Annotated in this window: 25 protein-coding genes and 1 pseudogene; 12 read left to right on the forward strand and 14 right to left on the reverse strand. The window is 70.1% G+C overall.

Annotated features, from left to right (window positions below):
* The first annotated feature begins 235 nt into the window (after nt 1-235).
* The 4 genes from GXP76_RS19065 (at nt 236) to GXP76_RS19080 (ending at nt 5,512) form a co-directional block, all read left to right on the forward strand.
* Nucleotides 236-1,708, forward strand: a complete 1,473-nt coding sequence (locus GXP76_RS19065) for an MFS transporter (protein ID WP_242572755.1) — start codon at nt 236-238, stop codon at nt 1,706-1,708.
* Between the two features lie 205 nt (nt 1,709-1,913).
* Entirely contained in the window at nt 1,914-3,698 is a 1,785-nt protein-coding gene (locus tag GXP76_RS19070) for a DEAD/DEAH box helicase (protein ID WP_242572756.1), read from the forward strand.
* Between the two features lie 307 nt (nt 3,699-4,005).
* Nucleotides 4,006-4,647 (forward strand): IclR family transcriptional regulator, encoded by a 642-nt coding sequence (locus GXP76_RS19075; protein ID WP_023541417.1) that lies wholly within the window; start codon nt 4,006-4,008, stop codon nt 4,645-4,647.
* Between the two features lie 67 nt (nt 4,648-4,714).
* Complete coding sequence (locus tag GXP76_RS19080; RefSeq protein ID WP_242572757.1) at nt 4,715-5,512, forward strand: S16 family serine protease; 798 nt, start codon at nt 4,715-4,717, stop codon at nt 5,510-5,512.
* A 169-nt stretch (nt 5,513-5,681) separates the two neighbouring features.
* Here the strand turns inward: GXP76_RS19080 and GXP76_RS19085 are convergent, their stop codons facing one another.
* From GXP76_RS19085 to GXP76_RS19115, 7 genes are all read right to left on the reverse strand, one after another.
* Nucleotides 5,682-5,873 carry a hypothetical protein gene (locus GXP76_RS19085; protein WP_242572758.1) on the reverse strand — a complete coding sequence of 64 codons (192 nt, stop codon included), beginning with the start codon at nt 5,871-5,873 and terminating at the stop codon, nt 5,682-5,684.
* A gap of 81 nt (nt 5,874-5,954) precedes the next feature.
* A complete protein-coding gene (locus GXP76_RS19090) occupies nt 5,955-6,566 on the reverse strand; it encodes a transcriptional regulator (protein ID WP_242572759.1) in 612 nt (203 codons plus the stop codon).
* A gap of 114 nt (nt 6,567-6,680) precedes the next feature.
* Nucleotides 6,681-7,667, reverse strand: coding sequence for a glycine betaine ABC transporter substrate-binding protein (locus GXP76_RS19095; protein WP_242572775.1), 987 nt, complete (start codon nt 7,665-7,667; stop codon nt 6,681-6,683).
* An 8-nt stretch (nt 7,668-7,675) separates the two neighbouring features.
* Nucleotides 7,676-8,518, reverse strand: coding sequence for an ABC transporter permease (locus GXP76_RS19100; protein ID WP_242572760.1), 843 nt, complete (start codon nt 8,516-8,518; stop codon nt 7,676-7,678).
* Nucleotides 8,515-9,768, reverse strand: coding sequence for an ABC transporter ATP-binding protein (locus GXP76_RS19105; RefSeq protein WP_242572776.1), 1,254 nt, complete (start codon nt 9,766-9,768; stop codon nt 8,515-8,517). Before GXP76_RS19105 ends, GXP76_RS19100 begins: the two co-directional genes overlap by 4 nt.
* A 55-nt stretch (nt 9,769-9,823) precedes the next feature.
* Entirely contained in the window at nt 9,824-10,471 is a 648-nt protein-coding gene (locus GXP76_RS19110) for an ABC transporter permease (protein WP_242572761.1), read from the reverse strand.
* 115 nt (nt 10,472-10,586) lie between these two features.
* Complete coding sequence (locus GXP76_RS19115) at nt 10,587-11,072, reverse strand: Lrp/AsnC family transcriptional regulator (RefSeq protein WP_242572762.1); 486 nt, start codon at nt 11,070-11,072, stop codon at nt 10,587-10,589.
* 120 nt (nt 11,073-11,192) lie between these two features.
* Here GXP76_RS19115 and hppD point away from each other — a divergent pair, with 120 nt between their 5' ends.
* Nucleotides 11,193-12,347, forward strand: a complete 1,155-nt coding sequence (gene hppD / locus GXP76_RS19120) for a 4-hydroxyphenylpyruvate dioxygenase (protein ID WP_242572763.1) — start codon at nt 11,193-11,195, stop codon at nt 12,345-12,347.
* A gap of 81 nt (nt 12,348-12,428) precedes the next feature.
* Here hppD and GXP76_RS19125 read toward each other — a convergent pair whose 3' ends face one another.
* The 5 genes from GXP76_RS19125 to GXP76_RS19150 form a co-directional block, all read right to left on the reverse strand.
* A complete protein-coding gene (locus tag GXP76_RS19125; RefSeq protein WP_308354168.1) occupies nt 12,429-13,265 on the reverse strand; it encodes an amino acid ABC transporter ATP-binding protein in 837 nt (278 codons plus the stop codon).
* 5 nt (nt 13,266-13,270) lie between these two features.
* The gene (locus tag GXP76_RS19130) at nt 13,271-14,056 is read right to left on the reverse strand and encodes an amino acid ABC transporter permease (protein WP_242572764.1); all 786 of its coding nucleotides are present in this window, start codon (nt 14,054-14,056) and stop codon (nt 13,271-13,273) included.
* A gap of 13 nt (nt 14,057-14,069) precedes the next feature.
* Nucleotides 14,070-14,870, reverse strand: coding sequence for an ABC transporter substrate-binding protein (locus tag GXP76_RS19135; RefSeq protein ID WP_242572765.1), 801 nt, complete (start codon nt 14,868-14,870; stop codon nt 14,070-14,072).
* 211 nt (nt 14,871-15,081) lie between these two features.
* Nucleotides 15,082-16,728, reverse strand: coding sequence for a hypothetical protein (locus GXP76_RS19140; RefSeq protein ID WP_242572766.1), 1,647 nt, complete (start codon nt 16,726-16,728; stop codon nt 15,082-15,084).
* Nucleotides 16,729-16,845: 117 nt separating this feature from the next.
* Complete coding sequence (locus GXP76_RS19150; protein WP_277993563.1) at nt 16,846-18,447, reverse strand: lipopolysaccharide assembly protein LapB; 1,602 nt, start codon at nt 18,445-18,447, stop codon at nt 16,846-16,848.
* Nucleotides 18,448-18,545: 98 nt separating this feature from the next.
* On the opposite strand from GXP76_RS19150, the gene GXP76_RS19155 reads away from it, so the two are divergent.
* Both GXP76_RS19155 and GXP76_RS19160 read left to right on the forward strand, forming a co-directional pair.
* Complete coding sequence (locus tag GXP76_RS19155; RefSeq protein ID WP_242572767.1) at nt 18,546-19,973, forward strand: FAD-binding oxidoreductase; 1,428 nt, start codon at nt 18,546-18,548, stop codon at nt 19,971-19,973.
* A gap of 128 nt (nt 19,974-20,101) precedes the next feature.
* Complete coding sequence (locus GXP76_RS19160) at nt 20,102-20,488, forward strand: VOC family protein (RefSeq protein ID WP_242572768.1); 387 nt, start codon at nt 20,102-20,104, stop codon at nt 20,486-20,488.
* A 33-nt stretch (nt 20,489-20,521) separates the two neighbouring features.
* Here the strand turns inward: GXP76_RS19160 and GXP76_RS19165 are convergent, their stop codons facing one another.
* A complete protein-coding gene (locus GXP76_RS19165; protein ID WP_242572769.1) occupies nt 20,522-20,998 on the reverse strand; it encodes an SsgA family sporulation/cell division regulator in 477 nt (158 codons plus the stop codon).
* A 229-nt stretch (nt 20,999-21,227) separates the two neighbouring features.
* Here GXP76_RS19165 and GXP76_RS35890 point away from each other — a divergent pair.
* From GXP76_RS35890 to GXP76_RS19180, 3 genes and pseudogenes are all read left to right on the forward strand, one after another.
* A pseudogene (locus GXP76_RS35890) lies at nt 21,228-21,320 on the forward strand (DUF2510 domain-containing protein); the annotation flags it as partial.
* A 743-nt stretch (nt 21,321-22,063) separates the two neighbouring features.
* Complete coding sequence (locus GXP76_RS19175; protein WP_242572770.1) at nt 22,064-22,663, forward strand: RDD family protein; 600 nt, start codon at nt 22,064-22,066, stop codon at nt 22,661-22,663.
* A gap of 86 nt (nt 22,664-22,749) precedes the next feature.
* Nucleotides 22,750-23,493: an RDD family protein gene (locus GXP76_RS19180; RefSeq protein ID WP_242572771.1), complete on the forward strand. Its 744-nt coding sequence runs from the start codon at nt 22,750-22,752 to the stop codon at nt 23,491-23,493.
* Here GXP76_RS19180 and GXP76_RS19185 read toward each other — a convergent pair.
* Nucleotides 23,479-23,772, reverse strand: a complete 294-nt coding sequence (locus GXP76_RS19185; protein ID WP_242572772.1) for a hypothetical protein — start codon at nt 23,770-23,772, stop codon at nt 23,479-23,481. The genes GXP76_RS19180 and GXP76_RS19185 overlap by 15 nt on opposite strands.
* A 397-nt stretch (nt 23,773-24,169) precedes the next feature.
* On the opposite strand from GXP76_RS19185, the gene GXP76_RS19190 reads away from it, so the two are divergent.
* Nucleotides 24,170-26,584, forward strand: a complete 2,415-nt coding sequence (locus GXP76_RS19190) for an immune inhibitor A domain-containing protein (RefSeq protein ID WP_242572773.1) — start codon at nt 24,170-24,172, stop codon at nt 26,582-26,584.
* Nucleotides 26,585-26,707: 123 nt separating this feature from the next.
* The coding region (locus GXP76_RS19195; RefSeq protein WP_242572774.1) for a hypothetical protein at nt 26,708-26,969 on the forward strand (262 nt) is incomplete at its 3' end.

Here is a 26,969-nt window from a genome sequence, read left to right on the forward strand (position 1 = left end):
TGGCGGGAATCGAACCCACGTAACTCGATTTGCAGTCGAGCCCCTGAACCACTCGGGCACACGGCCGTGCGTACCGGTGAACCGACCGTAAGCGGGCCGGCGCGCGACCCTCAAGACAACGGCGCGTCCCGCAACACGACTGCCACACGGCGTTCACGGGCGTACGACGAAGGGACCAGGTCCACCCCGACCAGCGACAGGGCCCACACGGGTCCATGCCCCTTACCCTGATGCCATGACCGCGCTCGAACCGGGCGACGCCGCCGTCGCCGCCGAAGCCGCCCCACCTGCCCCGCCCGCTCCACCTCCCGCGGCCGGCCCCGGCGGCGACGGCATCCTCGGCAAGGCCCACCGGGGCCTGAGCATCGGCATCATCTGCGTCGTCCTGCTCATCGCCTTCGAGGCCACGGCGGTCGGTACGGCGATGCCGGTGGCCGCGCGCGAACTGCGGGGCGTCTCGCTGTACGCGTTCGCCTTCTCCGCGTACTTCACCACCAGCCTCTTCGCGATGGTGCTCTCCGGACAGTGGGCGGACCGCAGCGGCCCGCTCCGGCCGCTCGTCACCGGGATCACCGCCTTCGCGGCCGGGCTGCTGCTCTCCGGCACGGCCGGGGCGATGTGGCTGTTCATCGCGGGCCGCGCGGTCCAGGGACTCGGCGGCGGACTGGTGATCGTCGCGCTGTACGTCGTCGTCAGCCGCGCCTACCCGGAGCGGCTGCGGCCCGCGATCATGGCCGCGTTCGCGGCGAGCTGGGTGATCCCCTCGGTCGTCGGGCCGCTCGCCTCCGGCACGGTCACCGAACACCTCGGCTGGCGCTGGGTGTTCGTCGGCATCCCGGTGCTGGTGGTGCTGCCGCTGGCGACCGCGCTGCCCGCGATCCGGCAGATGGCCGCCGGGCCCGCCGACGCCTCGGGGCCCGTACCGGCCTTCGACCGGCGCCGGATCGGCCTGGCGCTGGCGATCTCGCTCGGCGCGGGCCTGCTCCAGTACGCGGGCCAGGACCTGAACTGGTGGTCCCTGCTGCCCGGCGCGGCCGGCGCCGCGCTGATCGTGCCCGCCGTCCTCGGCCTGCTGCCGCCCGGCACCTACCGCGCCGCCCGCGGCCTGCCGTCGGTCGTCCTGCTGCGCGGTGTCGCGGCCGGTTCCTTCATCGCGGCCGAGAGTTTCGTACCGCTGATGCTCGTCACCCAGCGGGGCCTGTCGCCGACGCTGGCGGGCCTCTCGCTCGCCGTCGGCGGCGCGACCTGGGCCCTCGGCTCGTACATCCAGTCCCGCCCCCGCATGGAGCCGCACCGCGAACGGCTGCTGATGGGCGGCATGGCGCTGGTCGCCGCCTCGATCGCCGCCGCGCCGGGCGTGCTGATCGAGTGGGTCCCCGTCTGGACGGTGGGCGTCGCCTGGGCGGTCGGCTGCCTCGGCATGGGCGCGGTGATCGCCTCCACGAGCGTGCTGCTGCTGAAGCTCTCCCCTCCCGAGGAGGCGGGCACGAACTCCGCCGCGCTCCAGATATCCGACGGCCTCTCCAACGTCCTGCTGCTGGCGGCCGGCGGCGCGGCGTTCGCGGCCCTGGGCGGCGGCGCGGTCGGCGCCCACGACCTCACCTCGGCCGACGCCTCCCACCCGGCGGCGTTCGCGGCGGTGTTCCTCCCGATGGCGGCGGTGGCGCTGGCGGGGGTGTGGGTGGCGACGCGGGTGCGGACACGCTGACCGGTACCGTCACGGCCCGGTGAGCCGGCGGGATCGCACGCCGGCCGCCCCCGTACGACGAGATGTGACCCGAGTCGCACCTGGCCGACCGCGGCTGGTTCGTACGAGGATCGAGCCGGGCCGCCGGTAGGGTGGCCCGGTTGTCGTATCTGAGCCCGGCACAGCCGTGCAGCCCGTGCACCCGAGCGTCCGCGAACCGGAGACCGTGACTACTACCGCCTCCCACCACCTCTCACCCGCCTTCCCCGGCCGCGCCCCCTGGGGCACCGCCAACAAGCTGCGCGCCTGGCAGGAGAAGGCGCTGGAGCGCTATCTCCAGGAGCAGCCACGCGACTTCCTCGCCGTCGCGACACCGGGCGCCGGGAAGACCACCTTCGCGCTGACCCTCGCGTCCTGGCTGCTGCACCACCATGTCGTGCAGCAGATCACCGTCGTCGCGCCGACCGAGCATCTCAAGAAGCAGTGGGCGGACGCCGCCGCGCGGATAGGGATCAAGCTCGATCCGGACTACAGCGCGGGGCCGCTGAGCAAGGAGTTCCACGGGGTCGCCGTGACGTACGCGGGAGTCGGCGTACGCCCCATGCTCCACCGCAACCGCTGCGAGCAGCGCAAGACCCTGGTGATCCTCGACGAGATCCACCACGCCGGTGACTCCAAGTCCTGGGGCGAGGCGTGCCTGGAGGCATTCGAGCCGGCCGCCAGACGGCTCGCGCTGACCGGCACGCCCTTCAGGTCCGACACCAACCCGATCCCCTTCGTCGAGTACGAGGAGGGCAACGACGGCATCCGCCGCTCATCCGCCGACTACACCTACGGCTACGGCAACGCGCTGGGCGACGGCGTCGTGCGCCCCGTCATCTTCCTCAGCTACAGCGGCAACATGCGCTGGCGCACCAAGGCCGGTGACGAGATCGCCGCCAAGCTCGGCGAGCCCATGACGAAGGACGCGACCTCGCAGGCGTGGCGCACCGCGCTCGACCCGCGCGGCGAGTGGATGCCCAACGTGCTGCGCGCCGCCGACCGGCGGCTCACCGAGGTGCGCAAGGCCATCCCGGACGCCGGGGGACTGGTCATCGCCACCGACCAGGACTCGGCGCGCGCCTACGCCAAGCTCGTCCGTGAGATCACCGGGACGAAGGCCACCGTCGTGCTCTCCGACGAGGCCGCCGCCTCCAAGCGCATCGACGACTTCAGCGCGGGCCAGGAGCGCTGGATGGTCGCGGTGCGCATGGTGTCGGAGGGCGTCGACGTGCCCCGCCTCGCGGTCGGCGTGTACGCCACGACCATCTCGACCCCCCTGTTCTTCGCCCAGGCCGTCGGCCGCTTCGTCCGCTCCCGGCGCCGTGGCGAGACCGCGTCCGTCTTCCTTCCCACCATCCCCAATCTCCTCGGTTTCGCCAACGAGATGGAGCTGGAGCGCGACCACGTCCTCGACAAGCCGAAGAAGGCCGGCGAGGAGGACCCGTACGCCGAGTCCGAGAAGGAGATGGCGGAGGCCGAACGCCAGGAGGACGAGGACACCGGCGAGCAGGACACGCTGCCCTTCGAGGCGCTGGAGTCCGACGCGGTCTTCGACCGGGTGCTGTACGACGGCGCCGAGTTCGGCATGCAGGCGCACCCCGGCAGCGAGGAGGAGCAGGACTACCTCGGCATCCCCGGCCTCCTCGAACCCGACCAGGTGCAGATGCTCCTCCAGAAGCGGCAGGCCCGGCAGATCGCGCACAGCCGCAAGAAGCCGGACTCCGAGGCGGACCTGCTGGAGCTGCCCGCCGACCGGCGTCCCGTGGTCTCCCACAAGGAACTGCTCGAACTGCGCAAGCAGCTCAACACGATGGTCGGCGCGTACGTCCACCAGAGCGGCAAACCGCACGGAGTGATCCACACGGAGCTGCGCCGGGTGTGCGGCGGACCGCCCAGCGCGGAGGCCACGGGCGGCCAACTCCGCGAGCGCATCAGAAAAGTTCAGGAGTGGGCGACCCGGATGCGCTGAGCGCGAAGGGTACTTTTCCCGCCTCCGGGACGCCGTCGCGGCGTCCCGGAGGCGTTTCTACGCGCGTCCATTCTTGCGAAATCGCATGAATAGTCAGCGTGAGTACCTTTTCAGCCCTTGTTGTGGCGCGAAGAGGGAGCAACTGGCCACTCATGACCGGATTCTGGACGAGGTCTTCCGCTGAGCGGTACGGATCGCTAATCTCCCGGCAATACACACGCGCCGTGGCAGGACCGCCGCGGAGCGCAGCCGGTGCGCCATGGCCTGCCTGGCGGCTCACTCCGAAACTCCGAAGGAGAGGGGCGTCGTGACCGCGGAGACCTCCCAGACGCTCGACCGGGGACTGCGCGTCCTCAAGCTGCTCGCCGACACCGACCACGGACTGACCGTCACCGAGTTGTCCAACAAACTCGGCGTCAACCGCACCGTCGTCTACCGCCTCCTCGCCACCCTGGAACAGCACGCGCTGGTCCGCCGCGATCTGGGCGGACGCGCCCGAGTGGGCCTCGGCGTGCTGCGCCTGGGCCGCCAGGTGCACCCCCTCGTACGGGAAGCGGCGCTGCCCGCCCTGCGTTCACTGGCCGAGGACATCGGCGCGACCGCCCATCTCACGCTCGTGGACGGCGCCGAGGCGCTGGCCGTGGCCGTCGTGGAGCCGACCTGGACGGACTACCACGTCGCGTACCGCGCCGGCTTCCGGCACCCGCTGGACCGGGGCGCCGCGGGCAAGGCCATTCTGGCCGCCCGGCAGGGCTCGTACACCGAGGCGCGGTGCACCCTGACCCACGGCGAACTGGAGGCGGGCGCGAGCGGCGCCGCCGCCGCGCTCGTCGGAGTGACCGGGATCGAGGGCAGCGTGGGCGTCGTGATGCTCGCCGACTCGGTTCCGGAGCGGGTGGGGCCGCGCGTGGTGGACGCCGCGCGCGAGGTGGCCGACGCCCTGCGCTGAGCGGACCCGGCGCGGGACCGCGACCCGGGGGGTTCGAGTGGCGGGGAGCGGCCGATAGATTGGCGCAGTGCTCTCTCGTCTCTCCGGTCCCTCACGCCCCCGCACCCTCGCCCTCTCGGCGGTCCCGATCGTGGCGCTGCTCGTCGTCGTCGGTGTCGCCCCCCTGCCCTACGCGGTGGCCCAGCCCGGCCTGACCGCGGACGTTCTCGGCGACTACCAGGGAACGCCCGTCATCTCGATCAAGGGCGCGCCCACCCGTGAGACGAGCGGGCAGCTGCGGATGACGACGATCCTGGCGACCGGACCGTCCGCCGACGTCGACTTCGGCGACGTCCTCGACGGCTGGATCCGGAGCGACCGCGCCGTGCTGCCGCGCGACTCCGTCTACCCGGCGGGCCAGTCCGACAAGGAGATCCAGAAGCACAACACCGACGAGATGGTGAAGTCGCAGAACTCCGCCGTCGACGCGGCCCTCGGCCAGCTCGGCCGGAAGCCGGACTCCGTGGACATCACCCTCCACCTCGCCGACGTCGGCGGCCCCAGCGCGGGCCTGCTCTTCGCGCTCGGCATCGTCGACATGCTCGACGGCGACGGCTCGGGCGGTGACCTCACCGGTGGCCGCGACATCGCGGGCACCGGCACGATCAGCGCGTCCGGCGACGTCGGCGCGGTCGGCGGCGTCTCGCTCAAGACCCAGGCGGCGGGCCGCGACGGCGCGACGGTCTTCCTCGTCCCGGAGGCGGAGTGCGCGGACGCGCGGTCCGAACTCCCCGACGGGATGCGGCTGATCCCGGTCAGGACCCTGAAGGGCGCGGTGTCGTCGCTGAAGGCGCTGGAGCGGGGTGGGAAGGTACCGGACTGCTGACGCCGGTACGGTCCTCGGGCCCCTCCGCGTCCAGACCGCGCCACACCGGCAGCAGCGCCGGACTCAGGGTCGCCAGCAGATAGCCGCCGCCCATCAACAGCAGGGCGGGGCCGGCCCGGCCCCTTCGCCCAGCAGACCCGCCGTCGCCACCGCCGTACCGGCTTCGCGCTCATGCAGGCCGGATACGGGGCCGTGAGGGCCTGTTGACGAGCCGCAGGCCCAACTCGACGAGGAACCAGCCCAGTCGGGCCCGTGCCCGCGCTTCGCGGCGGACCGTGCGGTGGCTGTGTGCGGCGGCCTCGGCGCGCAGTTCGGTGGCGCGTATGGAGTGGAGGTGGAGGTGCACGTCGGAAAATGACATGACAAATCATCCCTTCGCGCGCCAGCTGTCGAGGCGCGGGAGTGGTGCCGGGGTGGCGGTGGTCTCGGGTGACGGTGGTGCTCAGTCTTCCGGTTGGCCGTCGAGCTGCTTCTGCGGGAAGGCGTGCAGATGGATCCGTACCTGCGCCACGTCGTCCTCGGCCTCAGGCGCCGCGCGGTCCGTGTAACTGGCGATCAGATCGTGCATCCGGCCGCCCAGTTCGGCCAGCAGGTCGGGGGTGAGCCGGAGCGTGAAGTCACTGAGGTCGGCCCTGGTCGCCCACGACCGCGGCCAGTCGTGCATGGTGCCGAGCCAGGTGCTCACCTCCTGGCCGTGGATGGAGGCGACCTCGTGCATGAAGGTGTTCAGCGCGCCCCGTACCTCCGGACTGGGGTCGAGGTGCAGCGTGTCGTCGATCATGACGCCGTAGTCCGCGGCCTTCCACCAGCGCTCCCGGCCCTTGCCGCGCTCGGGGTCGTCCACGACGAACCCGTGGCTCGCGAGCTGCCGCAGGTGGTAGCTGGTGGCGCCGCTCGACTCGCCGAGGCGGTCGGCGAGCTGGGACGCGGTGGCCGGACCGTGGTGCCGCAGGGCGGTCAGCAGCCGCATCCGCAAGGGGTGGGCGAGGCCGCGCAGCGAGCGTGGGTCCAGGGTGCGGGCGGTCCGCTCGGACGCGGGTGGGTTCTCGGACATGGCTTCAGCGTAGACATGCAAAGAAGTAGTTGCAAGGATTTCTTTGCAACTACTTCTTTGCATGTCCGGACGGATGCCCGCCGGCGGACCGGCGGGCGCGGCAGGCCCGGGGCCTCAGCCCTCCTTGATGAAGCCCTCCTCGATCAGCCAGTCCTTCGCCACCTCGTGCGGATCCTGGCCGTCCACGTCCACCTTCGCGTTCAGCTCCTGCGCGATCCCGGTGTTCAGCCGCTCGCTCAGCGGATCGAGCAGACCGGCGATCTCCGGGTACTTCTCGTACGTCGAACGGTGGATCACCGGCGCCGCGTTGTAGTTCGGGAAGAAGCGCTTGTCGTCGGCGACCGTGTCCAGATCCAGGGACTTGATCCGGCCGTCCGTCGTGAACACCTCGCCCACCAGGCAGGAGTTGGACTTCGACACCTGTGTGTAGATGATGCCGGCGTCCATCTTCTTCACGCTCGACGCGGGGATGTCCATCCCGTACGCCTTCACCATGCCCGGCAGCCCGTCGTCCCGCGACGCGAACTCGTTCTCCACGCAGATCGTGACCGCGCCCGGCTCCTTCTTCGACAGCGCGGCGACGTCGGACATCGTCTTGAGCTTGTACTTCGCGTTGTTCTGCTTGCTGATGCCCAGCGAGTAGGTGTTGTTGAGCGTGGACGGCGACAGCCAGCTCACGTCGTTCGAGCGGTCCGCGTCGCGTACGGCCGTCCACTGCTCGCCCGAGTCGACGATCGGCTTCGCGTTGCCGAGGTAGGTGATCCAGGCCGTGCCCGTGTACTCGTACATCGCGTCCGCGTCGCCCTTGACGATCGCCTCGCGCGCGCTGATCGAGCCCGGCAGGTTCGTCCGGTCCACGACCTCCGCGCCCGCCGCCTTGAAGATCAGGCCGATCATCTGGCCGAGGATGATGTTCTCGCTGAAGTTCTTCGAAGTGACCGTCAGCGAGGCGCCCTTGAGGGGCTGGCCACGGCCGACCGAGCCCGGGACGACGTCGTCCACCATCGGGGAGCCGCTCTTGAGGCCGCACCCGCCGAGAGTGGCGGCGCCGAGCAGCAGGGCCAGTCCGCCCGTCACGAGCTTCCGGCCGCCGTATCGCATGGTGCGCATCAGCGCTCCTCCAGTCCGCGCGGGGTGAGCACCACTTCGACCAGCGAGGCCAGCCAGTCGATCAGCAGCGCCAGTGTCACCGTCAGCACCGATCCCAGGACCAGGACCGGCATGCGCTGCGTCTGGATGCCCGAGGTGATCAGGTCACCGAGCCCGCCACCGCCGCCGAAGGTCGCCAGGGTCGCCGTGCCCACGTTGAGCACCAGCGCCGTCCGTACGCCCGCCAGGATCAGCGGTACGGCCAGGGGCAGTTCGACCCTGGTCAGCGTCCCGAGGGGCGACATCCCGATGCCGCGCGACGCCTCCACCAGCTGGGGGTCGATGGCCTTCAGCCCCGCGACGGTGTTGGCGAGCACCGGCAGCACCGCGTAGATGACCATGCCGACGATCGCCGTCGACGGGCCGATGCCCAGCCAGATCACCAGCAGCGCCAGCAGACCGATGGCCGGGGTCGCCTGTCCGACGTTGGCGACGGCGGTGACCACCGGCGCCGCCCTCGACAGACCGCGCCGGGTCAGCGCGATACCCAGCGGGATGGCGATGACCAGCACCCAGAAGGTGGAGATCGCGGTCAGTTCGACGTGCTGCCACAGACGCAGCTGCACATTGCCGCCGACGAGCGAGTTCTTCGCGATCGAGTCGAGCGGGACGTTCGTGATCCAGACGTAGGTCAGCAGCAGGGAGACCGCGATCACGGAGGGCACCGTCACCAGCTTCGCCACGGTGATCCGGCGCTCCGGGGCGGCGGGCGCCGCGACCGGCTCCGACTCCTCGTCCCGGAACGCGTGGCCCTTGACGTCGTACTCGCCCGGCGGGCGCTGTTTCTGCGCGGGAGCACTCATGCGTCCGCACCGCCCTGGGGCTCCTGCCCGGTCCGCTCCCGGCGCTGCTGCGCCAGTTCGTGCTGGTGCTCGAAGGCCGTGAGCCGGTCCGCCTCCAGCATTTCCTGGACGGACGTCATCAGCGTCTCCATGTCGACGACACCGATGTACTCACCGCGCCTGCCGGTCACCGCGACCCGGCCGCCGCTGTCGGTCAGGACCGCCTCCAGCGCGTCGTGCAGGGTGGCGTCCCTGGTCACGGTGTCGTGCACGAGCTGGCCCGCGTTGGCGAGCGAGCCCTTGGCACGCGACAGATCTCCCCGGCGCAGCCATTTGTACGGGCGCCTCTTCCGGTCCAGCATCAGCAGCTCGTTGTGCGGGCCGCTGTTCAGCTTGTTGAAGATCGACTGGAGCGGGTCCTCGACCGTCACCGTCGGGAACTCGGCTATCTCCACGTCCCGTACGCGCGTGAGGTTCAGCCGCTTCAGCGCCGCCCCCGCGCCCACGAAGCCCGACACGAAGTCGTCGGCGGGGTTGGTGAGGATCGCCTCGGGGGTGTCGAACTGGGCGATCCGCGAACGCTCCCGCAGGATCGCGATCCGGTCGCCGAGCTTGATCGCCTCGTCGAAGTCGTGCGTCACGAACACGATCGTCTTGTGCAACTCGTGCTGGAGACGTATCAGTTCGTCCTGGAGATGGTCGCGGGTGATCGGGTCGACGGCGCCGAACGGCTCGTCCATCAGCAGTACCGGCGGATCGGCGGCGAGCGCCCGGGCCACCCCCACCCGCTGCTGCTGGCCGCCCGAGAGCTGGCGCGGATAGCGGCCGTGGAACTCACGCGGGTCGAGCCCGACCAGGTCGAGCATCTCCTCGACGCGGTCCTTCACCTTCGACTTGGACCAGCCGACCATCTTCGGCACCAGGGCGATGTTCTCGGCGACCGTCATGTGCGGGAAGAGACCGGACGACTGGATCGCGTACCCGATCTGCCGGCGCAGCTTCACCGGGTCCATGTCCGTGACGTCCTCGTCGTTGATCCTGATCCGCCCCGACGAGGGCTCGATCAGCCGGTTGATCATCTTGAGGGTGGTCGACTTGCCGCAGCCGGAGGGGCCGACCAGGATGACGGTCTCGCCCGCCTTGATCTCCATCGACACGTCGTCGACGGCCGGGTTCGCACTGCCGGGATAGCGCTTGGTGAGGCCGTCGAGCTCGATGGTGGCGCCGCGTGTGGAACCGGCGCCCCCCGCGGCGCCGTTCGACGTGATGATCGCGGCACTTCGCGAGGCGTCGTCGGCCGCCTCGGCCGTCTTCGGGTCAGCGGTCTCAGACACGGATCCCCCTCGGGATGGTGAGTCGGCCGAGCAGGACATACGCGGCGTCGAAGAGCAGGGCGAGAATGACGATGCCGATCGTCCCGGCGAGCACCTGGTTGATCGCGTTGGCGCTGCCCAGCGAGGCGATGCCGCGGAAGATCTCGTTGCCGAGGCCGGGCCCCGACGCGTACGCGGCGATGGCGGCGATCCCCATCAGCATCTGGGTGGAGACCCGGATCCCGGTGAGGATCGGCGGCCAGGCGAGCGGCAGTTCGACCTTGAGCAGCCGGGCGGTACGTGACATCCCGATGCCCTTGGCGGCGTCCACCAGGTCGGGGTCCACACCGCGCAGGCCGACCACTGCGTTGCGGACGACCGGCAGCAGCCCGTACAGCGTCAGGACGATCACCGTGGGCGCGACGCCGAGACCGACCAGCGGGATGAGCAGACCGATGGCCGCCAGCGAGGGGATGGTCAGGATGGAGGCGGTGGAGAGAACCGCCAGGCTGCCGCCCCAGGGGCTGCGGTAGGCCAGTACGCCGATGGCGACACCCAGGACGGTGGCGATCACCATGCACTGGAAGACGGCACTGGCGTGCTGGAACGAGTCGGTGAGCAGCTGTTGATGGCGGTTGGCCAGATAGTCCCAGAAGTCCACGGCGCTCCTCTCGGTGGGTCGGGGCCGGTCGGCCGGTGGGGCCGGCCGGTCGGTCGGCCGATCAGGTGGTGCGGGTCGTGCGGGTGGCGCCGGTCGTCCGGGTCGCGCGGGCCGGTCACAGTCCGTCACCTTCGGTGTCCCGTGCGGCCTGCTCCACCAGCGGGATGATCCGCAGCGGAACAGGGTTTTCCATGACGATCGCCGTGGAAGCCCGCTGAATCCCCTCGAAACCGACAACCCGGTCGATCACTCGTTGAAGATCGGCGTTCGAACGAGCGACGAGTCGGCAGAGCATATCCCCTGTTCCAGTGGTGGTATGCAGTTCGAGGACCTCTGGAACGCTGCTCAAATGTGCTCGGACATCGGAACCCTGTCCCTGTTTGATTTCCAGGGTTGCGAACGCCGTTACGGGGTAACCGAGAGCGGCCGGATCGACGTCCGGACCGAATCCCCGGATGACTCCGTTCGTCTGGAGACGGTCCAGCCGGGCCTGTACGGTCCCGCGCGCCACCCCCAGCCGGCGTGACGCCTCCAGGACCCCTATGCGCGGCTCCCGCGCCAGCAGGGAGATGAGCCTGCCGTCAAGCCCGTCGATCGCCATGCCGCCTCCTGGTGGTCATCCTGTGCAGATGGTCCGGTCATCCTCGCTTCCCGCTGTACAGACTGACCAGTGAATGCGCGAACTGTTGCGCATCTTGCGGAACGGCGAGACGCTGCCGTCATGGCAGACACCTCGGTGAACCTCGATTCCGTCCCGTCGACCGCGCGCGGCGCCGACCCCTTCCCCGTCAAGGGGATGGACGCCGTCGTCTTCGCCGTCGGCAACGCCAAGCAGGCGGCCCACTACTACTCGACGGCGTTCGGCATGAAGCTGGTCGCCTACTCGGGCCCCGAGAACGGCAGCCGCGAGACCGCGAGCTACGTGCTCACGAACGGCTCGGCCCGCTTCGTCTTCACGTCGGTCATCAAGCCGTCCACCGAGTGGGGCCGCTTCCTCGCCGACCACGTCGCCGAGCACGGCGACGGTGTGATCGATCTCGCCATCGAGGTGCCGGACGCCCGCGCCGCGTACGCCTACGCCACCGCGAACGGCGCCACCGGCCTCCAGGAGCCGTACGAGGTCAAGGACGACGGCGGCACCGTTGTCCTCGCCGCCATCGCCACCTACGGCAGGACCCGCCACACCCTGGTCGAGCGGACCGGCTACGACGGCCCGTACCTTCCGGGCTACGCCGAGGCCGCCCCCATGGTCGCGCCCCCGGCGAAGCGCACCTTCCAGGCTGTCGACCACTGCGTGGGCAACGTCGAACTGGGCCGGATGAACGAGTGGGTGTCCTTCTACAACAAGGTCATGGGCTTCACCAACATGAAGGAGTTCGTGGGCGACGACATCGCCACCGAGTACTCCGCCCTCATGTCGAAGGTCGTGGCCGACGGCACCCTCAAGGTGAAGTTCCCGATCAACGAGCCGGCGATCGCCAAGAAGAAGTCGCAGATCGACGAGTACCTGGAGTTCTACGGCGGCGCCGGCGTCCAGCACATCGCGCTCGCGACGAACGACATCGTCAGCTCGGTGCGCGCCATGCGGGCGGCCGGTGTCCAGTTCCTCGACACCCCCGACTCGTACTACGACACCCTCGGCGAGTGGGCCGGCGAGACCCGGGTGCCCGTCGAGACCCTGCGCGAGCTGAAGATCCTCGTGGACCGCGACGAGGACGGCTATCTGCTGCAGATCTTCACCAAGCCGGTCCAGGACCGGCCGACCGTGTTCTTCGAGATGATCGAGCGGCACGGCTCCATGGGCTTCGGCAAGGGCAACTTCAAGGCCCTGTTCGAGGCGATCGAGCGCGAGCAGGAGAAGCGCGGCAACCTCTGACACCGAGCTGTCGGCGCAACGGGGCGCGGCCCCACGGGAGTTCACCGTGGGGCCGCGCCCTCCTCGCTTCGTGGGCCGCAGCTACTCCTTCGCGGCCTCCGTCACCGCCCCGCCCTCGCCCAGCCGCGCCGCCGCCGGGTCGAGCAGACGGGACAGGAAGGACCGCGTACGGGCGTGGCTCGGCGCGCCGATCACCTGCGCCGGGCTGCCCTCCTCCACGATGACCCCGCCGTCCATGAAGACGACCCGGTCGGCCACTTCCCTGGCGAAGCTCATCTCGTGCGTGACGACGAGCATCGTCATTCCGTCGTCGGCGAGTGAACGCATCACCGCCAGGACGTCGCCCACCAGCTCCGGGTCGAGCGCGGACGTCGGCTCGTCGAAGAGCATCAGCTGCGGGTCCATCGCCAGCGCCCGTGCGATCGCGACCCGTTGCTGCTGCCCGCCGGAGAGCTGCGCGGGATAGGAGGACTCCTTGTCGGTCAGACCGACACGGGCCAGCCGCTCCCGCGCGACCCGGGTCGCCTCCGCCTTGTCGCGCTTCAGCACCCGCCGTTGAGGGAGCGTCAGATTCTCCAGCGCCGTCAGGTGCGGGAAGAGGTTGAACGACTGGAAGACCATCCCGATACCGCGGCGCACCTTGTCGATGTCCACGTCCGGGTCGGTCACCTCGGCGCCGGCCACCAGGACCGTGCCCGACGTCGGCTCCTCCAGCCGGTTCACACAGCGCAGCAGCGTCGACTTGCCCGAGCCCGACGGGCCGATGACACACACGACCTCGCCGCGCGCCACCGTGAAGTCGATGCCCGCCAGGACCTCCAGCGTGCCGAACGACTTGTGCAGATCGCGTACCTCGATCGCGGGCGCGCCCGCGTCGGCCTGCGTACCCGTGTCCGGCTTCGCCACCGGTTTCTCCACCGCGCTCACCTCGCCCTTGCCGTACGCGCTTCGAGCCGCCGGACCAGATGGCCGAGCGGCAGGGTGATGACCAGATAGCAGAGACCGGCGATGAGGATCGGGGTGAGACTGCGATTCTGATTCAGGGCGTCCCGGCCGAACTTGGCCAGCTCGTACTGCGACAGGGACAGGCCCAGCAGATAGACCAGCGACGAGTCCTTCGTCAGCAGGATCAACTCGTTGGTCAGCGGCGGCAGCACGATCCGCAGGGCCTGCGGAATGATGATCGAGACCATCGCCCGGCCCTGCGACATCCCGAGCGAACGCGCCGCCTCCGTCTGCCCCTTGGGCACGGCCTGGATACCGGCCCGGATCGTCTCCGCCATGTAGGCGGCGCCGACCAGACCCAGCGCCAGCATCACGGTGACGTACTGGTTGAGCGCTACCTGGAAGGCGAGCGGCACACCGAATCCGAGCGCGATGAAGACGAGCAGTGCCGGAATGCCGCGGAAGAACTCGATGTAGACGACGGCAAGCCAGCGGTACGGCGGTACCTGCGAAAGCCGCATCAGCGCGACGATCAGCCCGAGCGCCAGCCCGAACCCGAAGCCGAGCAGGGTGTAGATGACGGTGTTGACCAGCGCCGTGGTGATGATGTCGGGGAACTGCGCCTTGGCGACCTCGACGTCGAAGAAGGCACGCCGGATCTCACCCCAGTCGGCGGCCTGGGCGATGACGAGCAGCACGACGGCCAGGACGGCGTACTGCACGCTTCGGACGAGGCGGGCCCGTTGTCGGCGGGACATGGACATCGGTGGTGGATCCTTAACTCTTGGGGGCGGCGGGGAACCACTTCTTGTAGATCTCGTCGTAACGGCCGTCCGACCGCGCCGCCTTGATCACCTGGTCGATCTCCTTGCGCAGCGCGTCGTTGCCGGTGCGCACACCGACGCCGTACTGCTCGCCCGTCTCGAACTCGGCCGTGACCTCGGTGTCCGGGTTCTTGCGCACGTACTCGAACAGGACACCGTTGTCGTTGACGGCGGCGTCGACCTGCCCGGTCTTCACGGCCGTGAGCAGCAGCGCGACGTCCTCGAACTGGACGGTCTCCACGCCCTTCCCGTTCTTCTTCGCGTACTCCTCGCCGGTCGTGCCCTGCTGGACGCCCAGCTTCTTGCCCTTGAGGCTCGCCAGCGAGTCGTAGGCGGCGCCCTTCTTGGTGACGAGCGCCTGCGTGGCGTCGAAGTAGGGCGCCGAGAAGTCCAGGTTCTCCTCACGCACGGGGGTGATCGTCATGCCCGCGGCAGCGACGTCACACTTGCGGGCGTTGAGGTCCTCACCCGTCTGGATGCCCTCGAAGGGCGTGTCGACGATCTCCTGGGTGACCTTCAGCTCCTTGGCGACCAGATCCACCAGGTCCACGTCGAACCCGACGATCTTGTTGTCCTGGCGGGACTGGAAGGGCTCGTACGGCAGATGGGTGCAGGTCGTGAGCTTGCCGGAGTTCACCAGCTCCACCTTCGAGCCGTCGGTCGCGGTGGACTCGGTGCTTGTGCATCCCGCCAGGGCGACGAGAGCGGCTGCGGTGGCTATGGCGGGCGACACGTGACGCGTACGGGTGGACAAGACGCCTCCAGGGCGGCGGGGGACGGACAACGGCCCACACGGTGGGTGAGTTGCGCCGATCTTGCCATCGGTGGTCCCCGATGTCTCCTCACCGGGAGCGGGGTTAACCAGGTCGTCACGGCGGCGTGACGGCGCCGCGTTCGGCGGCGTGCCACGCTGCCCGTTCGGTCTGCCGTCCGGCCCGTTTGCGCCGGAACGGTGGCCGGGCGGCCTATGCGATCGGGGTCGTCTGGGTGCAGTTCTTCCACTCGACCCAGGGACGCGCGCCGCCGTTCTTCGGGCCGGTCGCGTACTCCGGGTTGCCGGTGATCGTCTGGTTCTTCTCCTCGTGCGTGATGTCGATGCCGAAGAGTTTGAACCCGGCCGTGAGCTGGCCGGCGGAGATGCCGAAGCCGATGCCGAGGGAGGCGTTCCACCAGTCGGTGTTGGCGTTGTAGTCGAGCCGCGACAGCTTGCCCTTGTCGTGGAGGAGGCGCTCCAGCGGTCCGGCGTCGCTGCCCGGCACCTCGGCGGCGTCCGAGGGGGTGGGCAGGACGTCACTGGCGGGGAAGTCGCCCCGGCCGCGCAGCCAGTCCTCGACCAGCTTGCTGTCGGCGTCGTTGTCGAGAACGACCTCGGCGGACTCGGTGTGGATCTGCGACTTGATGTTGCCGCCACCACCGCCGACGTCGATCGTCACCGGCGTGCCGGGAACATTGGCGCCCCCACCGGCCTGGATGCCGGCGCCCTCGCCGTTCTCCTGACTGGTGGTGATGACCAGCTTCTCCGGACGGTGCTCCTTGCCGTCCTTCTCCTCCTGGTCGAAGGTGGCGGCGTCGTACGTCACGGAGACCTGCTGCATACGGGTGGCCTTTCCCTGGGCGATCTCGCCGCCCTTGGCGTCGACGCTGAAGGTGTAGACGAAGGTGATCTTCCCCGCGTCGGGGCCGGTGTTGGCGCGCATGACCACGACGTCCTCGGTCATGGAGCCACTGCCGAACTCACCCGAGATGCTGCCGAGGTCGGTCGGCTTGCCGTCCTTGTCCTTGCCGCCCTTGCCCTTCTTGAACCCCTTGCCGAAGCTCACACCGCCCGAGACCTCGGTGCTGGTCTTGGTGATGTCGACGTCCGGCGCCCGCTCCGGCGGCAGATCGGGCTTCTTGGAAGCCGCGTCCTGCTGGCAGGCGCCCATGTTCGCACCGGGGTTGTAGCCGCTCTGGTAGCGGCAGCCGTCATTCTGCTTGAGGTACGCCGCGAACTTCTTGGCGTCCTCCAGGTTCAGCTCCAGATCCTTCTGCGGGTCGCCGGTCTTGTTGCCGTTGAACAGCCACTGACCGCCGCTGCCGCTGCCCTTCATGTAACTGCCGCTCAGCGAGGCGCTGCCGCCCCACTCCTTCAGCCCGGGGATACCGGCCGAGATGCTGGCCGTGGCCCCCACGCTGCCCTCGCCGACGCGCTCCAGGGTGACCGTGCCGTCCGACCACTGCTGGACCTTGAGCTGTTCAGAGCCGCTGATCTTGATGAAGAGGATCTGGACGACGACCGTGGTCTTGGTCTGATCCTGGGAGAGCAGGCACTTCGCGGGCTGGAAGGGGTCGCCCGGCGGACCCTCGGGTATCTCACCGTCCCCGTCACCGCCGCCTCCGCCGTCGTCCCCGTCGCCTCCGCCGGAGTCGCAGCCCTCGCCGCCGTCACCGGCGTTGACGATGCGGCACACCGCGTCCTTCAGCGCGACGGACGTGTCGTCGGGGACCGTCAGCGCCAGGATCGCACCGACGATCGCGGCGACGACGCCTATCAGGGCGACGTACTCGACACCGCCCTGGCCGCGTTCACCGCGCCGACGTCGCGAACCGTCTGCGCACTGCGTGCCGTTCATCCGGACTCCTCGCCCAAGTCGTCAGCCATTTCCCCGAGCGGAAGGGAGACTAAGGACGAGGCAAGGCCCAGAAGCAGGGCCTCAGGACCCAGTTCCGGGCCCAGTGGAGCCGATCATTCAGTTCCGGGCGGCGGACGGTGCCGATACGGGCACCGTGGGTGTGGATACGGGCACCGAAGGTGCCGAGGACGCGGACGGCACCGACGGCGCCCAGGCCGAGACCGAAGGCGCGGGCGACGCGACCGGCGACGCGGACGACGGTGTCGTACTCGCCGTCGGCGCCGTGGGCGACGGAGACGGCGTCGACTGAGTGCCCCCGCCGTCGCCGTACATGTCCCTCGGCCCACCGCCCGGCAGCTCTCCCAGCGTCTCCAGCGCCGCACGCGCCTTCGGCGCCCCCAGCGGCGAGAACCGGGGATTCGTCCGCAGCGCCTCCTCCAGATGGCGGCGCGCCGGGCCCTCCATCCCCAGGGCGCGCTCGATCTCCCCCCGGTGGTACGAGAACAGCGCGCTGCGCATCCCCTGCTCCGTCGCCCTCTTGGCGTACGGCAGCGCCTTCTCCACGTCCCCCGCCCGGTACAGCGCCCACGCCAGCGCGTCCGACACCCACATGCTCCGGTGGCCGCGCCGCCACTCCGACTCCAGCCGGTCCACCGCCGCCCGGGGAGATCCGTGGTCGGCCTCGAAGCGGGCCAGCAGCAACTCCTCGTTCACCCCGTCGGCCGCCGCCCTCGCCGTACGGTCCCTGAGCAGCTCGTACTGGCTCCGCGCGTCCCCGTCCAGCCCCATCGATTCCAACAACTCACCGAGTTCCAGGGCGTATTCGGGCAGCGGGCGCTCCGCGAGAGCCGCCTGGTAGTCCCGGGACGCCTCACCCGTGCGGTTCAGCGCCACCAGGGCGCGCGCCCGTCCCGCCAGCGACGGATGATGGTCCGGCGCCGCCTTCAGCGCCGCGTCGTACTGCCTCAGCGCCTCCTTCGGCTCGCCGCGCTCCCACGCGAGCCCGCCGAGCGCGTACAGCGCGGCGGCCCTGTCCACCGGTGTGCCGGCCTTCGTCAGCGCCTCGTCCGCCTTGGCCGCCGCGTCCTCGCGCCACCCCCGGTCGCGGTAGACCAGCGACGACACCGACAGCGCGCGGGTGTCGGAGCGCAGCGCCCGGAGCCTGTCCAGGGCCTTGCCCGCCGCCGTGTAGTCGCCGAGCCCGTTGTACGCCTCGATCAGGACGGGGTACGTCGCCCAGCGGTCCGGGTCCGCCTTCCGTACCGCCTCGCCCCACTTCCTGGCCGCCGCGTAGTCGTGCCGCGCGTTGGCCAGCGTGGCCAGGCCCGCCGTCGCCGCCGGATTGCGCCGCTCACCGGGGGTGACCTCCAGCGAGCGCCGCAGCGCCCGCTCGGCCTTCGGGTAGTACGCCGTGTCCGCCCGCAGCCCGCCGCGTTCCACGTACGCCGTGCCCAGCACCGCCCAGGACTCGGCGTCCTTCGGGTGCTTCCGCAGCCATGCCTCCCGGTCCCGGATCAGGGCCGCCACGTCCGGCAGCGCGGCCGGCGCGCCCGCGCCGACGGCGGCCCGGGCCCGTGCCGCGGGCCCCGACGACTCCTCGCCTCTGTCCGGTACGAACACGAGGACGCCCGCGACGAGGACCGCCCCCACACCTGTCGCCAGCGCGGCCCTCTTGATGTGCCCCATGTGCTGCGTGTGAATGGTGTTCTTGGCGTTCATGTGATTACTGTGCGTCAATATGAAGACCATACCCGGCCTTGTGGATGTGGATCGCAGACGGGTTCACACCGATGGCCCCGGAGTGCCACGCTGGGATCATGGATGACCTCGTCGCGACCGTGCCCGCCAGCTCCTCCGCCTCTGCCGCCCCCGTCGCCACGGACGGCCTCCTCGCCGAGCTGCGAGCAGGCGTGCCCGCCGAAGCCCTGATCACCGACCCCGACATCACGGCGTCCTACGCGAACGACATGGCGAGTTTCTGCGAAGCGGGCTCCCCGGCGGTGGTCGTACTGCCACGCACCGTCGAGCAGGTCCAGCACGTGATGCGGACCGCGACGGCCCTGCGCGTCCCCGTGGTGCCGCAGGGCGCCCGTACGGGACTGTCCGGCGCCGCCAACGCCTCTGACGGCTGCATCGTGCTGTCCCTCGTGAAGATGGACAAGATCCTGGAGATCAGCCCGGTCGACCGGATCGCGGTCGTCGAGCCCGGTGTCGTGAACGCGGTGCTCTCACGCGCCGTCGGCGAGCACGGGCTCTACTACCCGCCGGACCCCTCCAGCTGGGAGACCTGCACCATCGGCGGCAACATCGGCACCGCGTCCGGCGGGCTGTGCTGCGTGAAGTACGGCGTCACCGCCGAGTACGTACTGGGCCTGGACGTCGTACTCGCCGACGGCCGCCTCCTGACCACCGGCCGCCGCACGGCCAAGGGCGTCGCCGGATACGACCTCACCCGGCTGTTCGTCGGCTCGGAGGGCAGCCTCGGCATCGTGGTCAAGGCCGTCCTCGCGCTGAAGCCCGCACCACCCCAACAGCTCGTCCTGGCCGCCGAGTTCGCCTCCGCGTCCGCCGCCTGCGACGCCATCTGCCGGATCATGGAGCGCGGCCACACCCCGTCGCTGCTGGAGCTGATGGACCGCACCACCGTCCGCGCCGTCAACTCCCTGGCGAACATGGGCCTCCCCGAGACCACCGAGGCCCTGCTGCTCTGCGCGTTCGACACCGCCGACCCGGCGGCCGACCTCGCCGCCGTCGGTGAGCTCTGTACGGCCGCCGGCGCCACCGAGGTCGTCCCCGCCGACGATCCCGCCGAGTCCGAAATGCTGCTCCAGGCCCGGCGGTTGGCGCTCGTGGCGCTGGAGGCGGTCAAGGGCACCACGATGATCGACGACGTGTGCGTCCCGCGCTCCCGCCTCGCCGACGTCCTGGAGGGCATCGACCGCGTGGCCGCGAAGTACGACCTCACGATCGGCGTCTGCGCCCACGCGGGCGACGGCAACACCCACCCCACGGTCTGTTTCGACGCCTCGGACCCGGACGAGTCCCGGCGGGCCCGGGAGTCGTTCGACGAGATCATGGCGCTGGGCCTCGAACTGGGCGGCACCATCACCGGGGAGCACGGTGTCGGCGTCCTGAAGAAGGAGTGGCTCTCCCGCGAACTGGGCCCGGTCGGCATGGAGTTGCAGCGCGGCATCAAGAAGACCTTCGACCCGCTGGACCTGCTCAACCCCGGAAAGCTCTTCTGACCCGGCCGGTCTACACAGTACGTCGTACGGCCAAAGTCCGATGGCCCGGCCAGGCGGGGCGGCCTACCGTGAAAAGCGAAAAGGAGCCGGTCAGCCGCAGATGACCGCTCCTCGACCCGGGAGGTTCCGTGCCCGCCCGTCTTGACCACACCATCGTCCACAGCCGCGACCGGTTCGCCTCCGCGCGCTTCCTCGCCGAGCTGATCGACGAGCCAGAGCCGAAAGCCTTCGGGCCGTTCGCGAGCCTGCCGCTCGACGGGGGAGTCACCCTCGACTATCTCGACGCGTCCCCGGACTCCGACATCGTAAGCCAGCATCTGGCCTTCCTGGTGTCCGAGGACGAGTTCGACGAGATCTTCGGCCGCATGAAGGACCGCGAACTCCCCTACTGGGCCGATCCGCGGCACGAGCAGCCGCAGCGGATCAACCATCACCACGGGGGCCGCGGGGTCTATCTCGACGACCCCGACGGCCACTCGCTCGAATTCATCACCCATACGTACGTCATGGACTGAGAGCGCGGACGCGGACCGGGACACCGGCGGGCGTCAGGACTCGCCGTCCGCGGACTCGTCGGACGGCCATGGGTCCCGCAGCCACAGATCATCGGCCGGCATCGGGGCCAGCAGCAGTTCCAGCCCCGCGTCGATGCCCAGCCGGTCCGTCTCCGTCCCCGGCGGCACCAGCCGCAGCGTCCGCTCCAGCCACGCCGACACCGCCCCCGACGGCGCCTCCAGGAGCGCGTCGCCGTCGGGGGAGGAGAGGGCCACGCACAGGACCGTGCGGCCGTCGACCTTCGTGGGCCAGATCCGTACGTCACCGTGGCCGCACGGCCGGAACACCCCTTCGACCAGTAGTTCGCGTGCGAACGTCCAGTTGACCGGGAAGTCCGAGCCGATGTGGAAGGAGATGTGCACCGCGTACGGATCCTCCGTGCGATACATCAGCCGGGCGGGTACGGGGATGCTGCGCTCGGGCGAGAGCACCAGGTTGAGCTCCAGCTCGCGTTCCACCACGCTGTGCATGTCAGTGCTCCTTCGTCGTCCGGTGCCCGGGAGTGGGCCCTGCTGATTGAGAGCGCCGACTCCCGCGGCCATTACGCGACTTCGGGCAAGAATTTGCTCCCGCGACGTACCGTGACTCTTTCGTGACCGAATCGAGGTCCAAACGGCTGGATGGACCCGGGGCCGTGCGGTGGTCTGATAGATGTGGACCCTTGAGTTGAGCCCATCGAAGAGATACGGGACCACGGTGATGAGCGCCCCGACCTCGGCAACCGGAGACGGCAGCCCTTCCCCCGGCTACTACCCGGACCCGTCCATCCCCGGCTATGTCCGGTACTGGAACGGCGGGTCCTGGGTACCCGGCACCAGCCGGCCGGCGCCGCAGGCCGGCGAGGCCATGCCGGAACCGCCCCCGGGGGTCGCCGCGGCGCCCCCCGCGACGCCGGCCCGGCGGACCCCGGCCCCCGCGGTCGAGGAGACCGGGCCGATGTTCTTCGACGAGGACCCCGCCGGGGAGTCCCGTCAGGAACCGGCCTCCGTCTGGCAGGCGGACGCCCGCCGGCAGAGCGGCTTCGGCGGCGAGCGCGACGCCCGCGTCTCCTGGGGCGAGGGCCCGCAGGACGCGGGGAGCCGCCCCGCCGCGCAGGGAGCGCCGGAACCGCAGGACGCCAAGGACCCCCGGTACGGGCGGGATTCGCGCGACCCCCGGGTACCCGGCCAGGCGGCGGAGCCGTCGGCCGATCCCACCGGCGGCGCGCTGCCCGGCGTACGGGCCCTGGGTCCCGGCCCCGGCGCGGGGCCGGGTGACGGCGACTCACCCCCCGAGGGCACGGTCGCGATCCGCGTCCCGCGCCCCGGACGCGGAGGCCGGGGCCCGCGCCCGGACGAGGGCACGCCGCCCGCCCCCCGGGCCGGCGAGCCGCCCACCGACGGCACTGTCACCATCCGTCCGGTGGGCGGCGGCACGCGAGGTGATCAGGCCACGGGCCGTACGGGTCAGACCGAGGGCACCATGGCCATCCGCGCCGTGCGTCCCCGCTCCGGCGGCCCGGCGCCGGCGGCGGTTCGCCCTCCTGGGCGCAGCAGGTGCACCAGCTCGCGCAGTCGCCGTCCACGGGCGCCGACCCGGCCGCCGGCCCGCCGGTCGTGCCGTGGAAGCCGCCGGTCAACGACCCGTTCCTGCAAGCCGCCCAGGCCCAGGCGGCGGCCCGTCCGGCCGGGCTCGGCAAGCGGTTCGCCGCCCGGCTGATCGACAGCGTCGTCCTCCTGGGGATCGTCGGGGCCGTCTCCGTACCTCTGGTGTCCAAGGCGCTCGCGCACATCGACGGCAAGGTCGAGGCCGCGAAGCAGACCGGCGAGACCGTCACGGTCTGGCTGATCGACGGCACGACCGCCGGCTACTTCGGCGGGGTCCTCGCCGCGCTGCTGGTCATCGGCGTGCTGTACGAGGCGCTGCCGACCGCCAAGTGGGGCCGCACGCTCGGCAAGAAGCTGTGCGGTCTGGAGGTCCGGGACATCGAGTCGTTCGAGGCCCCGTCCTTCGGCTCGGCGCTGCGCCGCTGGCTCGTGTACGGGGTGCTCGGGGTGCTCGTCGTCGGCGTACTGAACGTGCTGTGGTGCGTCTTCGACCGGCCGTGGCGGCAGTGCTGGCACGACAAGGTGGCACGTACGTTCGTCGCGGGGTGACGCGGGGTCATCCGCGGGCGGTGGCGGCTCCCCCGAACGGCGGGTGAGCCGTTGCGGGCCTCCGCACGGCGGGGTGCACTGCCCCCATGAGCAACGATCAGCCGACGCCCGGTCAGCCGCCAGACGACGACCCGTTCCGCAAGCAGCCGCCGCCCGACGGGCCGCCGCCTGCCGGTGGCACGCCCCCGGGTGGCGGCGGCCCGCCTCGTTACGGCGAACCGTACGGCGGCGCCAATCCGCCACCTCCGGGTGACCCGTACGGCGGGTCCAACCCGCCACCTCCGGGTGACCCGTTCGGCGGATCGGGGCCCCCGCCCTCCGGCGACCCCTACGGCGGAAACGATCCGCTCCGGGGCATGCCGCCGCTCGCGTCCGTGGGCAAGCGCATCCTCGCGCGGATCGTCGACTGGATCATCGTCGCGATCCCGCTGGCGCTCATCAGCATCCCGTTCAACGTCTACCACCGCTGGTCGAACAGCTCCGACAACTGGGACGACGCGGTCAACGGCGTGAACGGCGGCGGGCAGTGGGTCTTCCGGATCATCACCATCGTGGCGTTCGTCGGTTACGACACCCTGATGACGCAGTGGGGCGGCCAGACCCTCGGCAAGCGGCTGTTCAAGATCCGTGTGGCGATGCTCAACGACGGACGGGTGCCCGACTCCCGGTCCTCGCTGCTGCGGGCCCTGGTGCTCTGGGTCCCCGCACTCGTCTGCTGCGCCTGCCTCTGGCCGCTGCTGATCCTGATCCTGATCCTGCTCGACCGGCCCTACCGGCAGGGCCTGCACGACAAGGCGGCGAAGACCGTGGTGGTGTCAGCGGCGCAGTGAAGCCGGAACCCGGGTCTCCGCGGACGGCGACCCGGCGGCCCGGTCCGAGGCGACGGAGGTGGTGGCGTGGTCCGTACGACCGGTGGCCGGTCGCGCGGCCGGCGAGCGGCGTGGCTCGGCGGCCTTCACGGAGACCAGAACACCGAGACAGAGGGCGACGAGCGCGATCACCGCGATGCCGACGACCGACGTGACGCCGGAGAGCAGCAGCATCGAGAGTGTGGCGAGGACGACGGTGGCGGAACCGTAGGCAAGCTGTGCGGCAGTCGGACGCGGCATGGCTGTATCCGTCCCTCGGGGCAATCGGGAGTGATTTCGGGGGTGTTGGGGGTGTCTCGCGTATCTGCGCGGAGTCGCTCTGTCAAACGACCTTACGACGGTGAATGCCCGGCAGGAACCGACAGTAAGCGTGACCTAACCCACGAGGCCGGAGCATGGGGGGCGCACGGAGTCACACGCCCCCGCTATATGACACATCGGTGCGCCTGCCGCCCGATCCTCCGGTGTCCGGATTCCGGAACTGGACTCGTGCATAGTGCACTTGGCCTGTTCAAGTCAAGGGCTGTCTTTTCTCCTTCAACTCCGGTCGAATGTCGTCACTTGTGACGCGCACCCCGCGCGCGGATCCCCACACAGCAGGTCCGCGGACTCCGGGTGCGGGGAGAGGAAGCTTCAAGTGACCATCAATCGACGGGCGATCAGAGCGTCCGCGGTCTTCGTGGCCCTCGCCACGGCAGCCGCGACGGCGTCGGCGCTCACCCCGGCCCAGGCCGAGGACAGCTCCACAGCAGGTCCGGCGAGCATCGAGCGCCGCGATCCGGCGCCGCAGAAGGGCCATGTCGAGCACGACCTCGAAGGCCCGTTCAGCAAGCAGCAGGAGCAGCAGCGCAAAGCCGCCCTGGAACAGGTTCTCGCCGGTGACGCCAAGATCCTGAAGCGCGACGGCTCCAAGGTCGTGAAGCTCGACGACAAGAAGTACGTCGAACTCGGCAGGGAGAAGACCGACAAGATCTTCACGATCCTGGTGGAGTTCGGCGACGAGGTCGACGACACCACGATGTACGACCCGGACGGTCCGGACGGCCCCGAGGCCCCCGTCAAGAAGTACGGCGGCGAGCCCGGCCCGCAGCACAACGAGATAGCCGAGCCCGACCGGAAGGTGGACAACTCCACCGCCTGGCAGGCCGACTACAACCAGCAGCACTTCCAGGACCTCTACTTCGGTGACGGCAAGGACGCGGCCGGCAAGCCGAAGGAGTCCCTGAAGACCTACTACGAGAAGACCTCGTCCGGCCGGTACTCGGTCGACGGTGAGGTCTCCGACTGGGTCAAGGTCAAGTACAACGAGGCCCGCTACGGCTCCAACTACTGCGGCGACTCCAACTGCGCCAACGTCTGGGACGCGGTACGTGACGGCACCACCGCCTGGGCCGCCGACCAGAAGGCCAAGGGCCGGACGGACGCGCAGATCAAGGCCGACCTCGCGTCGTACGACGAGTGGGACCGCTACGACTTCGACGGCGACGGCGACTTCAACGAGCCCGACGGCTACATCGACCACTTCCAGATCGTCCACGCGGGCGAGGACGAGTCGGCCGGCGGCGGGGCCCAGGGCGGGGACGCCTTGTGGGCGCACCGCTGGTACGCGTACGGCACGGACGCCGGCAAGACGGGCCCCGCGGACAACAAGTCCGGCGGCACGCAGATCGGTGACACCGGCATCTGGGTCGGCGACTACACGATGCAGCCGGAGAACGGCGGACTCGGCGTCTTCGCGCACGAGTACGGCCACGACCTCGGTCTGCCCGACCTGTACGACACCTCGGGCGGCGGCGAGAACTCCACCGGCTTCTGGTCCCTGATGTCCTCCGGTTCCTGGCTCGGCCGGGGCCAGGCCGAGATCGGCGACCTGCCGGGCGACATGACCGCCTGGGACAAGCTCCAGCTGGGCTGGCTCGACTACGACGAGGCCAAGGCCGCGACGGCGTCGACCCACAAGCTGGGCGTGTCCGCGTACAACACGAAGAACCCGCAGGCGCTCGTCGTCGAGCTGCCGAAGAAGGCCGTCACCACGACTGTCGTGAAGCCCGCCGAGGGCTCCAAGCAGTGGTGGAGCGACATGGGCGACGACCTGAAGAACACCCTCACCCGGTCCGTCGACCTCACCGGCAAGGCCAAGGCCTCGCTGGAACTGGACGGCTGGTGGGACATCGAGGCCAACTACGACTACCTGTACGCCGAGGTGTCGGAGGACGGCGCCAACTGGACCCCGGTCGACGGCACCGCCGACGGCAAGGCCATCACGCGTGACGCGGGCGACAAGCCGGCCCTGACCGGTGTCTCCGGCGCGCACAAGAAGCTCGTCTACTCGCTGGACGCGTACGCGGGCAAGAAGGTCGACGTCCGCTTCCGCTACCAGACGGACGGCGGCGCGGGCGGCAAGGGCTTCGCGGCCGACACGATCAGTGTCGTCGCCGACGGCGCCCCGGTCTTCACCGACAACGCCGAGGCGGACGACGCGGGCTGGACCGCGAAGGGCTTCTCGCGCATCGGTGAGTCGTTCACCCAGGACTACGACCAGTTCTACATCGCGGAGAACCGGCAGTACGTCAGCTACGACAAGACCCTCAAGTCGGGCCCGTACAACTTCGGCTTCAAGGCGCCGAAGGACGGCTGGGTCGAGCACTACGCGTACCAGAACGGTCTGATGATCTGGCTCTGGGACACCTCGCAGAAGGACAACAACACCAGTGTCCACCCCGGCAAGGGTCTGATCCTGCCGGTCGACGCGCACGCCAAGCCCCTGAAGTGGGCCGACGGCACGCTGATGCGCAACAGGATCCAGGCGTTCGACTCGTCGTTCAGCTGGTTCCCGACCGACTCGTTCAAGCTCCACAAGGCCGATGCCGCCACGCGGATCGCCGCGCAGCCGGGCAAGCCCGTCTTCGACGACCGCAAGGGCACGTACTGGTACCAGGAGAACCCGACCGCCGGTGTCGACGTTCCTGACACCAACACCAAGATCTCCATCGTGAAGGAGCCGCTCAGTGGCTCCACGGTGACGGTGAAGGTGGACCGCTCGACCAAGTAACGAACATCGTCGCAGGTCAAGCCATGATCGGCCGTCGCCCCCTAGCGGGCGGCGGCCGATCGTGTTTAGGTGCGTCCTACTGACTCTTATTGACACGACGTCTTACGGGGGGATTGAGGACACATGGCAGGTGGAGGCTTCAGCAGGCTTCCGAACGGGACCGTGGTGGTGGCGCTGACCGTGCCCAGCCCGGCGGCCGAGGGCCGCACCGTCCGGATCCTGGTGCACGCGATGAACCGGGCCCGCGCCCTGACCAGGCTGCGGAATCTGGGGCTGCGCGCCATCTATCTCCGGGGCAACGCGGAACCGCCGACCCCGGACGAGATCACGGCGGTGCTGCACCATCCGGACGGCCTGCTCTGGCGGGCCACGCCGGAGTGCGCAC

Origin of the sequence: Streptomyces sp. NP-1717, from assembly GCF_022695985.1 — a bacterium.
Taxonomy (GTDB): Bacteria; Actinomycetota; Actinomycetes; order Streptomycetales; family Streptomycetaceae; genus Streptomyces.